Raw genomic sequence first — 14515 nt, 5'->3', positions numbered from 1 at the left:
CCGGATATTATTGAAAGTTGATTGAAGCAGGCGATATAGTTTGCTCATACAGACAGGCTCGAAAAGGGAGAACAGCGGGGCAGAGTCTTAAATCCTGCAATGGAGCCCGGAATGGGGATAGCTGGATACAAAATTATTTCAGTAGTGCAACTCGCCGACAGAGAGATGAGCTAAAAAATGAACTCGACTGTTTCAGTCTATCCCGAGAAGCTTTAGTCTATCCTTAATAAGTTTTTTATAACGGCTCAAGAATAAGTTCTGTACGCATTTTAAGTGGTCTTGCTGTTGAAAAATAATACAATTTTCTTAAGTGAAATTATTGTTAATCGGTTTTGATTTTTCTTTAACAAATTGTGTTAATCTACGCGACTACATTCAATTTTCCTGCCTGAAAATAAACACAATATTTTAAAAATACAGAATATTTCAGCCGTAGTTTTCGTATTTGCCATCTAGCCGATTTCCTTATTTCACAGTAGAATATGCGCTCTCTCAAGTCACATTGTGGCATGGTTGTTCAGACCATCCCGTGGAGCCAAAATCAGCATGTTTATCGTTGCCGGTGCACCCGCACATTCTTCTTTTAAGAAAACTCAACTATTATCGCGTTTGACGTCAATTAGTTCTGTTCAATCAATTGAAAGTCAATGGGTCTACCTCTTTGACCAAGCGCTCAGCGAGCAACAACAGCAATCAGCTTTACAGCTTCTCAACGATGGGCAATCTTTTGAATTGCACCAGGCTGCAAGTGATGAAATCCAAATTTTAGTGACACCGCGTGTCGGCACCATCTCGCCTTGGTCTTCTAAAGCTACAGACATTTTCAAAAACTGTAATACGCCGGTGCATCGTCTTGAGCGCGGCGTTTTATTTACGTTGAAGGGTCTAAAACACGTATCAAATGAAGTTCAACAGATTTTGCATGACCGTATGACTGAAAGCGTATTCAATGCGATTGAAGAGGCTGCGGTACTGTTTGTTGAAACAGCACCAAAACCACTGAACTCGATTGATATTCTAGGTGAAGGTAAAGAGGCACTGGTTAAGGCCAACAACGAATTTGGTTTTGCATTGTCGATGGAAGAAATTGATTACCTGACTGAAGCGTTTATCAAGCTGGGTCGTAATCCAAATGACATCGAACTGATGATGTTTGCACAGGCAAACTCTGAGCATTGCCGTCATAAAATCTTCGGTTCTGAATGGACGATTGATGGTGAAGTTCAGCCATTGTCATTGTTCCAGATGATCAAGAATACTTATAAAGAATCACCTACAGATGTATTGTCGGCTTATAAAGACAATGCTTCGGTGATTGTCGGTTCGGATACCCAGCGTTTTTATCCAACCAAAGAAGACAATGGCCAGCAGGTTTATAAATATAAGAGTCAAGCCGCGCATATCTTGATGAAAGTGGAAACTCACAACCATCCGACAGCGATTGCACCATTTGCTGGTGCTGCGACAGGTTCGGGCGGTGAAATCCGTGATGAAGGTGCGACCGGTCGTGGTGGTAAGCCTAAAGCAGGTTTAACCGGCTTTACAGTATCTAACCTGAACATTCCGGGCTTTGAACAGCCTTGGGAAGAAAACTATGGCAAGCCATCGCGTATGGCATCGCCGCTACAAATCATGATTGAAGGCCCATTGGGTGGCGCTGCGTTTAACAACGAATTTGGTCGTCCTGCCTTAAATGGTTACTTCCGTACCTTTGAACAAAACATCAATGGCGATGTTAAAGGTTTCCATAAGCCAATCATGATTGCCGGTGGTTATGGCAACATCCGTCCAGATCACGTTGAAAAAGATCCAATCTTGCCCGGTGATTTATTGATCGTGCTCGGTGGCCCTGCCATGCTGATCGGTCTCGGCGGTGGTGCAGCATCTTCTGTAGACAGCGGTAAACTCGGCGAAAACCTGGATTTCGCTTCGGTACAACGTGAAAACCCGGAAATGGAACGCCGTTGTCAGGAAGTGATTGATACTTGCTGGCGCATGGAAGACCAGAACCCGATTGTGTCTGTACATGATGTGGGTGCAGGTGGTGTATCGAATGCCATGCCTGAACTGGTGAATGACCATGAACTCGGTGCGGTGCTGGATCTGCGTAAGATTCCATCGCTTGAGCCGGGCATGTCGCCTATGGAGATCTGGTCAAATGAAGCGCAAGAGCGTTATGTACTGGCGATTCGTCCATCTTCTTTAGAATTATTTGAATCGATCTGTGCGCGTGAACGTTGTCCGTTTGCGGTACTCGGTGAAGCAACTGAAGCGCGTCACTTAACCGTTGAAGATCCGTTATTTGGCAACAAGCCAGTGGATATGCCAATGCAGGTAATGCTTGGTGGTACACCGCGTATGAGCCGTTCATATGAAACCATTGAACGCAAAGGCGATGATTTCGACGCGGCTAAAGTCACAGATCTGAAAGATGCGATTTATCGTGTTTTGAAAAACCCGACAGTGGCTTCTAAATCATTCCTGATCAGTATTGGTGACCGTTCGATTACTGGTATGGTGGCACGTGATCAAATGGTCGGTCGCTGGCAGGTTCCGGTGGCGGATGCTGCGGTAACAACGACAAGCCTAGTAGGCTACACCGGTGAAGCGATGGCGATGGGTGAACGTCCACCAGTCGCATTGCTCAATCCTGCTGCATCGGCACGTTTATCAGTGGCTGAATCAATCTCGAACATCATGTCTGCAAAGATTGAAAAAATCAGCGACATTAAATTGTCTGCAAACTGGATGGCTGCTGCAGGTCAACCGGGCGAAGATCAAGCGCTATTCGAAGGTGTAAAAGCCATCGGTATGGAAATGTGTCCAGCACTGGGTATCGCAATTCCAGTCGGTAAAGACTCATTGTCAATGCGTACCACCTGGAATGACGAAGGCGAAGACAAGTCTGTCACTTCTCCAATGTCAGGCGTGATTACTGCATTTGCACCTGTGACCGATGTTCGTAAAACATTGACCCCTGAATTGAAAAATGAAGAGTCGGTACTGGTTCGTATTGACTTGTCTAAAGGTCAGTTCCGTCTAGGTGGTTCGATTCTGTCTCAGGTGTATAAAGCAATCGGTTCTGTGACGCCTGATGTCGACAGCTTCGATGACTTCAAAGCATTTTTCGCTTTGGTTCAAGACTGGAACAACCGTGGTCTGATCAAGGCATATCATGACATCGGTGATGGTGGTTTATTGGCGACTGTTGCAGAAATGATGTTCGCATCACGTTTGGGTGTAGCACTAGAAGATCAATCAATTGCAAGCTTATTCGCTGAAGAAATTGGTGCAGTCCTTCAAATTGCCAAAGCAGACTGGGAAGCGCTACAAGCTGAAGTTGCAGCATCTACCCTGAAAGATGCCATTCAGGTGGTGGGTACGGTAAATAACACGGATCAGTTATCTGTAAACGGTTTAGTACTTGAACGTGCTGATCTGCAAGTGGCTTGGACGGAAGTATCCCACCAAATCCAGCGCCTACGTGACAACGTACAAACTGCGGATCAGGAATTTGCTCTTATCACTGACAAATCTCATGCAGGTATCATTGCGAAACCGACATTTGATTTGAATGAAGCGATTGAAGCGCCGTACATTAATTCACGTCGTCCGAACATGGCGATTCTGCGTGAGCAGGGTGTCAATGGTCATATCGAAATGGCAGCAGCATTTGATAAAGTCGGCTTCAATACCGTTGACGTACATATGAGTGACTTGCTGGCAGGTCGTATCAGCCTGGATGATTTTGAAGGCTTAGTGACTTGTGGTGGCTTCTCTTACGGTGACGTGATGGGCGCTGGTGGCGGCTGGGCAAAATCAGTATTGTTCAATACTAAACTGCGTGACCAGTTTGAGAAATTCTTTAACCGTCAGGAAACCTTCTCGCTGGGTATCTGTAACGGCTGTCAAATGTTGTCTCAGTTGGCTCCGCTGATTCCGGGTGCTGATGCTTGGCCACGTTTCCACCGCAATACTTCTGAAGTGTTTGAAGCACGTGCGGTGAATGTTCGTGTGGAAAAATCAAACTCTGTATTGCTTCAGGGCATGGAAGGTTCGATTCTGCCGATCGCTGTAGCACATGGTGAAGGTCGTGCGGTTGCAACTGCGGAAAACTTTGCTGCGCTCAACGCATCGAATCAGGTGGTTCTGCGTTATGTAGATAGCTTGGGGAATGCAACACAACATTATCCATTGAACCCGAACGGCTCACCGGAAGGTATTACCGGTGTAACCTCTCAAGACGGTCGTGCAACAATTATGATGCCGCACCCTGAACGTAACTTCCGTGCGATTCAGCATTCTTGGAAACCAGAAGACTGGGATCAAGATGGTGCTTGGTTACGTATGTTCCGTAATGCACGTAAGTTCATTGGTTAATCGGTTTTAGATTAAAAAAGGGTTGCGTCAGCAGCCCTTTTTTTATGTATGTTTCGGAGTTAACATCGTTTAAATAATTCAAATAAGTAACCAGTTTAAATCATGAAAATATTTACATATTTTATCTTTGCATTATTGTGTTTTAGTGCAGATTATAACTTTGCAGATGGTGCATATTTAAAAATAGAAATAACGGCAATAACCATTTTAGGACTCGTTTCCTATAGTCTGGTTTATTTGACTCTCTTCGAAAAAATGTCGGATGAGCTGTATAGTCCACATTTAAAAATCATCTTGTGTTTAGCTTTGCATTTGATCGCTGTTGCGATCTTTTATATGAAATATCGTAAACACTACAGATCTACTAAATCATGAAAATATATTGAGATTCAGGATAGATGTTGAGCTTTTTGACAATGATGATGCATATAAAATAAAGAGGTACTCATGCCAAGAATATTTATCAGATTCTCAAGGTGCATTTTACTTATTTCACTATTCACATTGGCGGGGTGTGATACATACATGTGGCGAGCTAATATCAAGCATTTAGATGAAATAAAACAAAGTGGTTATTTGCCGAAACTCAATCGTGATCGCGATATCGAAGGCCCTGATGTGAATCAAAACGGAATTCGTGATGATATTGATCTCTATATTGAAAAGAATTTTATAAATATGGAACAAAGACAGGCGGTAAAACAATTGGCTATGGTTCTGCAAGAGAGCTTATTACTCGATACTTCTCAGCAATACCCGCTACGAAAAATTGCATTTGAAAAATCGCGCGCGATAGGCTGCATTTACGAGCGTTTTTCTCAAGATACTTTGTACAAACCATCCAATGTCGTTCAGCATGTCATTGCAGTCACCACAAACACAAAACAGCGCTTTAAGGCGTATTTAGATTTTAGTAAAGCGATGGATGGTAAAAGTATCACACTTCCAAATGAGAACTTATGTAATGAATAATTCAGGCTTACAGCAAAGTCACTTCTCATGTGGAAATATCAGAAAATTACTAATCATTAATTTTCTTAATTTTCAATAAATAACATTTAAAAATATTAACTTAATTATACTTTATGGAAAAATAATTTAAAAATATCTATAATTACTTAATTCGTATCCACCTTGGGGTGGATTTTTGCTTTTTAAGCATTCTGATTTTTTAATTTAACTTCTCCCACTGAACTTGGTTTAGATTTTGCTTTCATATTGTATATAAAGTGCTATGGTATGTTTTATGCACAACTTTATTGCACTATAAAAGAAAGATGGAATAGATCAGTTCAGTATCAATTCTCAAGTATGAGGTGATGACATGGCTAAAACACTTAGAATAATGGATAAGGCGGCAATGCGTCAGAAAGGTTGGATGTTGTTTGCTATTGTCGTAGGACTACAAATATTGTTTGTTGTGGGCAGTTATTTACTTCAAGGCTCTTAATTATCTGATTTAAAAAACCACCGTTGAGGTGGTTTTTTCATAAATTGTTAGACTTACTCTTTTATAAGAATATTCGTTACTTTGAAGGATGAGGGATATATTCCGTAAGGTAACCAAAATCCTTCGTCAGACTGATAGAATGTCTATATCCCACAGGCTGACAGGTGACATCCATGTCGATGGTCAATTAAATATGATTGATGGAATAGTTAGATTATAAGTTGAACCTGCTTCAATACCGCCTTTAACGTATTTTCATAATCAAAAGATGCATTGGTACTGTCCTGATAACGCCAAGCCACATAACCATCTGGACGAACCAGCACCGCACCTGATTCATGAACTTCAGACTTGGCATTCCAAGTACCATAGACATCACGATACTCACGTGAACCAATCTGAATTACATCTAAATAAGGTAAATCTAGAGCCTCGGCAGCCAATCTCCAGCCTTTGCCTGATAAACCTGTCAGTAAGGTAAAACGGCCTTTACCGCTAATATCCAAAGTGGATTGCTTTTGGCCTTTGCTATTGATTAGCCAGGTATGTGGAACTTTGGCACCCGGACGAGTCGTGGCTTGCAGATAAAGCTGTTCATCTTTGTCAAAGATCTCGGGCTCAGCTTCATTCATTACCGCATTTGAGCTATAGCGCTGATTCAGTTCAACACCTTGGGCATTAAATTCAAAATGCTTAATTTCAAGTGCTTCAAATAACTTTTTACGAATTTTGGCACCTTGCTCATCTTCAGCAAAAATACGTTCCAGCATTTGTTTTTGCGTAGTGATGCCTTGGTCAAAACCAAAGACTTCTTTTAAATGCTTATAGTCAAAACGGGACTGGTTGGCACGTGCGACAATCTGCTTGCCTACAGGCGCACGTTCAGACGTATATGAATCGAGGAGGGAAGGTGCGGCCCAACCTTTGATTGCATAGGTGAGTTTCCAGCCAAGGTTAAACGCATCCTGCATACAGGTATTTGAACCTAAACCGCTTGAAGGCGGGTGACGGTGTACAGCATCACCACCACAGAACACGCGGCCTTTAGAGTATTCAGTTGCCCAAGTCTGGTTTACATACCAGTAGGACAGTTTTTGGATTTCGACATCTTCCACTTCAGCGCCAACAAATGTATTCAGACGCGATCGAACCTGTTCTTCAGTCACTTGTGGCTCGCCTTTGGAAATGTCAAAGCCCCAGCCCATAATCCATTCATTCCAAGGCGTAATGGCACGTAGCAAGCCCATACCGAGATCACCAAAGCTGGCTTCAGGATTGACGATCCATTGCAGAATCGCAGGGCGGTGCTGAACATATTTGCTTAGATCGGCTTTAAAAGTCACATAGACTGTACCCGCACGCGCCATCACACCTTCGAGTGGTAGCTCAAGTTGCTCAACCACTTTTGAGCGTGCGCCATCCATACCAATCAGATATTTGGCTCTTAAACTAAATTCTGTGTTGGTAATCCGGTTCAGGAAAGTAGCGGTGACACCATTTTCATCCTGAACATGCGATAAATATTCAGTATTGAAGTTATAGATTGCACCGCGCTCACCGGCATTCTTGACCAGTAAGGCTTCCATTTTCGGCTGAATCAAATCCACCAATGGACATGGACTGCCTTTGATATAGTCGCCATGACGTTCATCACCTGTGCCCCAAGCGCTTAAACGGGCAATTTCTTCACCGACCAGACTGGTGGTAATCAGGCTTTCGCCCATGTGTTCCCACGGTGTCGCAATTTCTTTGACTTGTTCTTCAATGCCTAAATCACGTAATACTTCCATAGCACGCTGATTGGTAATATGTGCACGTGGACTATTGGCCAGCCAGTTAAACTGTGTGAAGAGTTGAACTTTAATTCCATAGTTTGCCAGTGCTAAACCTAAGGTCGATCCTGCAGGTCCTGTGCCAATTACCAATACGTCAGTATCGTAATGCTGTGTCATACATGACTCCATGTGTCTGTCTGAAGAACAAGATTTGAATATATTTACAATCCAGTGTAGTGAAATTCAGGCAATACAATAGGAGTATTCATATAAACTATAGGTCTATTGAGATTCTTACTACTTTCTCGTTTGGCAGCTTAAAATGCCTGAGAATATGCGGCTGAGTTTATGGAACTTCGACATTTACGTGCTTTTTTAACAGTAGCTCAGGAACAGAGTTTTACCAAAGCAGCAGATAAGCTGTTCACGGCGCAGCCTTCTTTAAGTCAGCAGATTAAGGATCTGGAGCAGGAAGTCGGTGTAATGCTGTTTGATCGTTCATCCCGGCAAATCAAACTGACCGATGAAGGGCAAGCTTTTTTGATTCATGCTGAACAGGCGCTTGAAAGTGCCAAACTGGCAGTTGCCGCGGCGCGTCAGGTGGCGCAGCAGAAAAATAACCAGATCCATATTGGCTTTTTAAATGTTGCAGAACTGAAAGTGATGCCAAATATTCTGGCCAAACTGAAGCAGAATATTCCTGATTTAAAAATTCATCTGCATAGTCTGACCTGTATGGAGCAGATTCAACGCCTGAAAAATGCCGAGCTGGATTTGAGCTTTACCCGCTATTGTCTGCAACATCCCGATTTTGACAATATTCATTTAATGAATGAACAGATTTATCTGGTGGCAGCCGAGTATTTACATCCCACAGATCGGCCATTGAAGTTACAAGAACTGAAAAATCATCAGTTGATTATGTGTGAGCAAAATGCCTCGCCAGTCTTTTATGCGCAGTTGAATCACCTGATGTCTTTTGAACAATTGCAGCATGACCAAATGCTGTGGGTTACCAATGTGTTGCAACATATTAACCTGATCAATATGGGCATGGGTTTTAGCTTCGTCCCGGAATATCTGCTGCGTTTTTTAAATGAGCATGTGAAAATCGTGCAAACAGATCAAGTCCTGCCACAATTAGGACTTTATGCAACATTTAACAAGAATCCTCATAATTCTGCATTGAATATTATTACCCAGGCACTGGACAATAGATCTTAAATAAGCCATTGAAAATGTTGAAGGGAAACATGCTAAAACTCATTTATTATGTACCAGATGAACATCTTGAAGTGACTAAGGAAGCCTTATTTAAAGCGGGTGCAGGCGGCATCGGAGATTATACCCACTGTGCCTGGCAGGTATTGGGAACAGGGCAGTTTAAAGCGCAGCAAGGTGCAGATCCTTATATTGGTGAAGTCGGGGAATTAGAGCAGGTTGAAGAGTGGCGAGTAGAAATGCTGGTTGCTGATGAAAAGGCGGTCGAGGTCGCCAAAGCTCTGAAAGCAAGCCATCCTTATGAAGAGCCTGCTTTTGAGTTTATTCAGCTCCTGGATATTAAAGTCTAAACGTGCAACCTTATTGCTGCTAGAAGTAATGGTGCGCATCGTGTTTTAGCGTACCATCAGCTTATCTGTTTAAAATGATTAACCTCCTTTTATGAGTATAAAATCAGTCATCATCATAAAAATAAAACAGGAAAATAATAATGCAGTGGTCAAAACAGCTCGGCAATATCCTCAAGAATACGCTCAGTAAAACTATCAAACATGGTGCGGGAATCCTGCATAGCCACATTCCCTATTCTCATGACAATCCCTATCTGGATGGCATATTTGCGCCACAACGACAGGAGCATTTTGCTACTCAATTGATGGTAGATGGGCAAATTCCTGTAGAACTAGAAGGTGCGCTGATGCGGATTGGCCCGAATCCGATCACGGTAAAGAACCCACGAAATTATCACTGGTTCACCGGTGACGGCATGATTCACGCGCTGAAACTCAAAGCTGGTGAAGCACATTGCTATAAAAGTGCTTATGTCGGATCGGCCAGTGTGCAGAAAAAATTGCATAGACCACAGATTTCAGGGAAAACGCGTGGAATCGCGGATGCGGTCAATACCAATATCATCCACTTTGCCGGGAAAATCTGGGCACTGGTCGAAGCGGGGGCTTATCCGATCGAAGTAAATCGTGAACTGGAATCAAAACGGCATCAACTTTTTGAAAATGATCAGGATCTACCGTTTACGGCTCATCCGCATATCGACCCGGAAACAGGAGATATTCATGCGGTTTGTTATGATGCCTTGAATCATCATCAGGTTTTTTATTTACATATTGATGCTCAAGGCAAATTGCAACATCATGTCGAAATTCCAGTCAAACATGGCCCGATGGTGCATGACTGTGCCATTACTCAATCTCAGGTGCTGATTCTGGATTTGAATGTCAACTTTTCTATGCGTAGTGCCTTAAAAGGCTCATTACTGCCCTATCAATGGAATCCTAAACATCAGGCTCGTATAGGTATGCTGCCTTTTGGTAGCAGTGCGGCAGACATCCGCTGGTATGAGATTGATCCCTGTTTTATTTTCCATACGGTCAATGCTTATGACCTGAACACAGGTGATGTAGTGATGGATGCAGTGGTACATTCCCAGGCACTGGTCAGTTCCATTCAGGGACCAATAGAAGATCAGGAGATTCGGCTGGAAAGATTGATCTTCGAGCAGCAAACAGGAAAAGTCACTCGAACTGTATTATCCAATATCAAGCAGGAATTTCCGCGGATCAATGAAGCCTATACAGGGCGACCTTATCGCTATGCCTATAGTGTTTCCTTTGCCGGCTTTGATGATCCTTATCATGTTAGCAGTAATACACTCTTGTACCATGATCTGGAAACCGGCAGTACAGCAAGCTATTCCTTTGGAGCAAACTGGGTTACAGGTGAGGCGGTTTTTGTCGCCCGAGAAGGTGCTCAAACAGAAAATGATGGCTGGCTGATGTCTTATCTACACGCCTTAGATGGCAGTCCATCGAAAGTGGTGATTTTAGATGCGCAATATATTCAGAAGGGGCCTATTGCCACGATTCATTTACCGGTTCGTGTACCCGTCGGATTTCATTGTAACTGGATGGATGACCGGAAATTGAGAACTTACTATTCTTAGATTTTGATGATGCATAAGCACTTTGGGTGCTGGCACAGTCTCATATCGCGTGAAGATTTAAATCTTTATTTAATAGGTTGATGTTACTTTGAAGGATAAGAAGGGTATGTCTAAATTAACCGAGATCCCAGGTTAGGCAGAAAATTCATTTCTGAATCTCTGCCTAAGAGTGGTATTCATATCGCCAAGAATATCAACTCAAGGATTTATTCTTTTATTGCTGCTGTTAAACTTTCTGGATAAACAACTCACGATCAAAACGGTATTGCGGGAAGAACACGCCGTCTTTGGCGCGTTCACCTGCACCAATCACCATGACTGGATATTGCTGATCATTTAAGCCCAAGAGATCGCGTACCATCGGTTCATCAAAGCCTTCCATCATGCAGCTGTCAAAACCATAAGCACGTAAGGCCAAGACCAGATTTTCGCAAGCCAGTGCCGTTGTTTTGGTTGCCCAAAGTTTGGCATCACTTGGACTAAAGGCAGAAACAGGCATCTGTTTATCTAAAGTGCGGGCAACTTTGAAAGCCACTTTTTTAAAGTTGCCAAAGACATTTAAATAACCGGTTTTATAGTTATATGGAATGTATTTATAGTATTTTTTGATGGCAGCTGGTGCTTCCGGATATGGAAATTCATTGACATTCCGTTTGGCCATTTCATCAATACGGTCGGTACGTGCCACACAGATAATCAGCTCAGAAGCCGTTTTTGCTGCCAGTTGGCTCATGCAGGCTTTGACCAGTCGCTTTTTCTTCGCCGGGTTTTGTACCACATAAAATGTCCAGGGCTGCAAGTTTGACGAATTGGGAGCCAGCAACGCCAGATCCAGACAAGCATCAAGTACATCTTCTGGAATTGGTTTTTTGGTAAATTTACGCACTGAACGACGACTTTCGATCACTTTACGGAAATTATCGACATCAATATCCTGTGGAGCAGGTTCATAATAACGTTTTTTATCAGGATTGGCGCTATCAATGGTTTCAGGAGACTGGGCAATAATGGATGAATTTTCAGTAGACATATTCTTTATTCTTACAGGTAAAGGAATCAATGAGGCAGTCTAAACCAGCTCATTGAGATCCTAAGTTTGAAAATTAGTTGAATTGTGTGAAATCAGGTTTACGTTTTTGCATAAAAGCTTGTACGGCTTCCAGCATTTCCGGAGAGCCAACGCGCTGCATGAAAATTTCTGCTTCATGGTCGATGCAGGCCACAATTTCATCCAGATTATGTTTCATCAAGGCTTTGGTTTGCTTCAAAGACGCCAAAGGTAATGCTGCTAAAGTCTGCGCCTGTTTTTGTGCAGCCGCATAGGCATCTTCTTCAATACTATTCACCAGACCGGCACCGAGTGCTTTTTCGCTATTGAATTTTTGTGCAGTCAGCAATAATTCAGCCGCTTTATGATAGCCCGCCTGCTGAATCAGCAATTTGCTTGAAGCGCCTTCAGGCGATAGGCCCAGACTGACAAATGGAATCTGGAACAGGGCAGTATTGTCACTATAGACCAAGTCACAATGCAATAAGATGGTTACCCCAATCCCGATTGCAACGCCACGTACCGCTGCAATTAAAGGCTTGGAAAACTTGGCAGCCGCTTTGAGTAAAATAAAGGGCGGGCCTTCAGCCGCAGGGGCCTGACCTTTTTTCGCAGCAGATTTCATGAAATCCTGCATATCATTGCCCGCGCTAAAGTCCGTGTCCTGACCGCGTAACACCACCACACGCACCTGATTGTCCTGATCTGCTTCATCGAGCGCTTGAGCAATCCATAAATACAGCTCGCTGTATAAGGCATTTTTCGCTTCCGGGCGATTGATGGCTAAAGTGAGTACGCCATGTTCTAAATTCGCATGCAAATGCTCATGAGGTTGTTGAATACAGCTCAGTGTCATCGTACTATCCTTGCTTTAAAACTTAATTTGATTTTATGAGATTGATTATGTCGCATATTTATTGGGGCGGCACAACTCATGAGTCATAAAAATGATCTGTTATGAACTATACATTTGATTATCTGGTTTTCATTGGCCGTTTTCAGCCTTTTCATCTGGCGCATATGCAAACCATTCAGATTGCTTTGGAACACAGTCAAAATGTGATTTTGGCCCTTGGTTCTGCGCAGAATGAACGCAATATCAAAAATCCATTTCTGGCTTCGGAACGTGAAGCCATGATCCTTGCAAATTTTAGTCCGGAAGATCAGGCGCGGATTCAATTTGTAGAAGTCATTGATGTTTATAATGATGAAAAATGGCAAAAACTGGTGAAATCGCTGATAAATCAGGCCATAGAACCGAATGCCAAAGTCGGACTGATTGGACATTTTAAAGATGATTCTTCATATTATTTAAAATTTTTCCCGGAATGGGAAATGGTCGAACTGGAAAGCCTAGAAGGTGCTTTATCCGCTACGCCGATGCGTGAAGCTTATTATCGCGGTGAAATTCAACGGGATAAATTTCCACAAGGCACGATTGAGTTTCTAGAGCAATTCCAGCATACCGAAACCTATCAGCAACTCAGTCAAAAATTTGTCCAGAAGGATAAAAGCAATCTGGCCTGACTCGATCAGATGGCTAGAGGCTGATTCATGGTGGTCTGAGCATGCTGTTTTAAACATTCACCCAGAATCGCCAGAGCAGGAGACTGCTGTTTCCAGTGATGCCAATACAAGGGGACTTCAATTCGCATTTCACCGGAAAGTTCAATCAATTGTCCTGATTCCAGCAAATGCCGGGTTTGATAATCCGGCAACCAGCCATAACCCAAGCCCATGACAATGGCATCAAAAAATGCATGCGTCGATGGAATAAAAAAGTGAGGATATTGTGCCGGACTCAGGCCAAATTCTTGCTGGATATACTGGGTATGCAACTGGTCTTTTTCATTAAACAGAATCGCCGGTGCGTGGCGTAAGGCATCACGATGTATTCCTTGTTGAAACCAGTTCCGGGCAAATTCAGGCGTGGCAACCAGACGGTAGTGCATTGGTCCAATCCGCTCGGCCAGACAGCCTTTCATGGCTTTGGCTTCAGTGCTCAAACAGGCATTGACCAGTCCGGCTTCCAGTAAATGATGGGTTTGTGATTGGTCATCCAGTTGAAAATGCAGCACAATTTTATGCTGGATCAGTTGGGCTTGTAAGGTCGGCAATAACCAGGTCGCAAGTGAATCGGCATTGGTGGCAACATTCAGACAGTAAAAACCTTCCTGTTGTACCTGTCCGCCCAAATCCTGCATCAAATTCTGTTCTAGCAAACGCTGATGCTGTAAATAATGCAATAAAGTTTGTCCAGATTGAGTCACGCGACAAGGCCGGTCTCTCACCAGCAGCAAGTGTCCCAATTGTTTTTCCAGACTCTGAACACGAAGGGTCACTGCTGAGGCAGTAATATTGAGTTGTTCTGCCGCCAGATCAAAACTTCCAGTTTTTGCAACCGCGTAAAAAGCATCACATTGTTTCGCATTCAGCATCGCTACAATCTAAGAAAAATTTAGTTAAATTGATATTAACTTAGTTTTAATGAATAGCTTCCTTTTTGTTGAATAATTCATGTATTCAAAAAAGGGGAATGTGATGTTCAGTTATAGGTGGTGTTTCAAAAAGTATGCTGACATTAAATGAAGCCATTATTGATGTAAAAAAAGGTTAAGTCGAAAGCTTTAAAATGGTTTTCAATCTTTTTTGAAAAATTACAACTCCTTCTAAAACCGCGC

At 42.9% G+C, this 14515-nt stretch carries 11 protein-coding genes and 1 pseudogene; 7 read left to right on the top strand and 5 right to left on the bottom strand.

All coding sequences use genetic code 11. The features are described from left to right. Positions 1-546 precede the first annotated feature (546 nt). The 3 genes from purL (at position 547) to FTU44_RS15200 (ending at position 5830) form a co-directional block, all read left to right on the top strand. On the top strand, positions 547-4380 hold the full coding sequence (purL, locus tag FTU44_RS08055; RefSeq protein ID WP_100329055.1) for a phosphoribosylformylglycinamidine synthase: 3834 nt from the start codon (positions 547-549) through the stop codon (positions 4378-4380). 525 nt (positions 4381-4905) lie between these two features. Continuing rightward, positions 4906-5352 (top strand): hypothetical protein, encoded by a 447-nt coding sequence (locus FTU44_RS08050; RefSeq protein WP_180050069.1) that lies wholly within the window; start codon positions 4906-4908, stop codon positions 5350-5352. Positions 5353-5704: 352 nt separating this feature from the next. Then, positions 5705-5830: a KGW motif small protein gene (locus FTU44_RS15200; protein WP_252146096.1), complete on the top strand. Its 126-nt coding sequence runs from the start codon at positions 5705-5707 to the stop codon at positions 5828-5830. 209 nt (positions 5831-6039) lie between these two features. Here the strand turns inward: FTU44_RS15200 and FTU44_RS08045 are convergent, their stop codons facing one another. Further along, on the bottom strand, positions 6040-7782 hold the full coding sequence (locus FTU44_RS08045) for an FAD-dependent monooxygenase (protein ID WP_159516072.1): 1743 nt from the start codon (positions 7780-7782) through the stop codon (positions 6040-6042). Positions 7783-7953: 171 nt separating this feature from the next. Here FTU44_RS08045 and FTU44_RS08040 point away from each other — a divergent pair, with 171 nt between their 5' ends. The 3 genes from FTU44_RS08040 to FTU44_RS08030 all read left to right on the top strand — a co-directional run bounded on the left by FTU44_RS08040 (position 7954) and on the right by FTU44_RS08030 (position 10786). Next, positions 7954-8829, top strand: a complete 876-nt coding sequence (locus tag FTU44_RS08040) for a LysR substrate-binding domain-containing protein (RefSeq protein WP_180050066.1) — start codon at positions 7954-7956, stop codon at positions 8827-8829. 29 nt (positions 8830-8858) lie between these two features. Then, complete coding sequence (locus tag FTU44_RS08035; RefSeq protein ID WP_005097590.1) at positions 8859-9176, top strand: hypothetical protein; 318 nt, start codon at positions 8859-8861, stop codon at positions 9174-9176. A gap of 140 nt (positions 9177-9316) precedes the next feature. Next, positions 9317-10786: a carotenoid oxygenase family protein gene (locus FTU44_RS08030; RefSeq protein ID WP_180050063.1), complete on the top strand. Its 1470-nt coding sequence runs from the start codon at positions 9317-9319 to the stop codon at positions 10784-10786. Positions 10787-11012: 226 nt separating this feature from the next. On the opposite strand, the gene FTU44_RS08025 is transcribed toward FTU44_RS08030, so the two are convergent. Both FTU44_RS08025 and FTU44_RS08020 read right to left on the bottom strand, forming a co-directional pair. Next, the gene (locus FTU44_RS08025; protein ID WP_180050060.1) at positions 11013-11816 is read right to left on the bottom strand and encodes a nitroreductase family protein; all 804 of its coding nucleotides are present in this window, start codon (positions 11814-11816) and stop codon (positions 11013-11015) included. Between the two features lie 73 nt (positions 11817-11889). Continuing rightward, positions 11890-12690, bottom strand: a complete 801-nt coding sequence (locus FTU44_RS08020) for an enoyl-CoA hydratase-related protein (protein WP_005097587.1) — start codon at positions 12688-12690, stop codon at positions 11890-11892. Between the two features lie 101 nt (positions 12691-12791). Between FTU44_RS08020 and FTU44_RS08015 the strand changes: the two genes are divergently transcribed. Continuing rightward, on the top strand, positions 12792-13361 hold the full coding sequence (locus FTU44_RS08015; protein WP_005097586.1) for a nicotinate-nicotinamide nucleotide adenylyltransferase: 570 nt from the start codon (positions 12792-12794) through the stop codon (positions 13359-13361). 5 nt (positions 13362-13366) lie between these two features. Here FTU44_RS08015 and FTU44_RS08010 read toward each other — a convergent pair whose 3' ends face one another. Together FTU44_RS08010 and FTU44_RS08005 are read right to left on the bottom strand one after the other, a co-directional pair. Further along, a complete protein-coding gene (locus FTU44_RS08010; RefSeq protein WP_074383346.1) occupies positions 13367-14272 on the bottom strand; it encodes a LysR family transcriptional regulator ArgP in 906 nt (301 codons plus the stop codon). Between the two features lie 143 nt (positions 14273-14415). Continuing rightward, a pseudogene (locus tag FTU44_RS08005) lies at positions 14416-14515 on the bottom strand (IS1 family transposase); the annotation flags it as partial.

It is taken from the genome of Acinetobacter sp. YH12105, from assembly GCF_013419095.1.
GTDB classification, from domain to species: domain Bacteria; phylum Pseudomonadota; class Gammaproteobacteria; order Pseudomonadales; family Moraxellaceae; genus Acinetobacter; species Acinetobacter pseudolwoffii.
The sequence above is the reverse complement of the archived record's forward strand: the minus strand, read 5'-3'. Positions and strand labels throughout refer to the sequence as shown.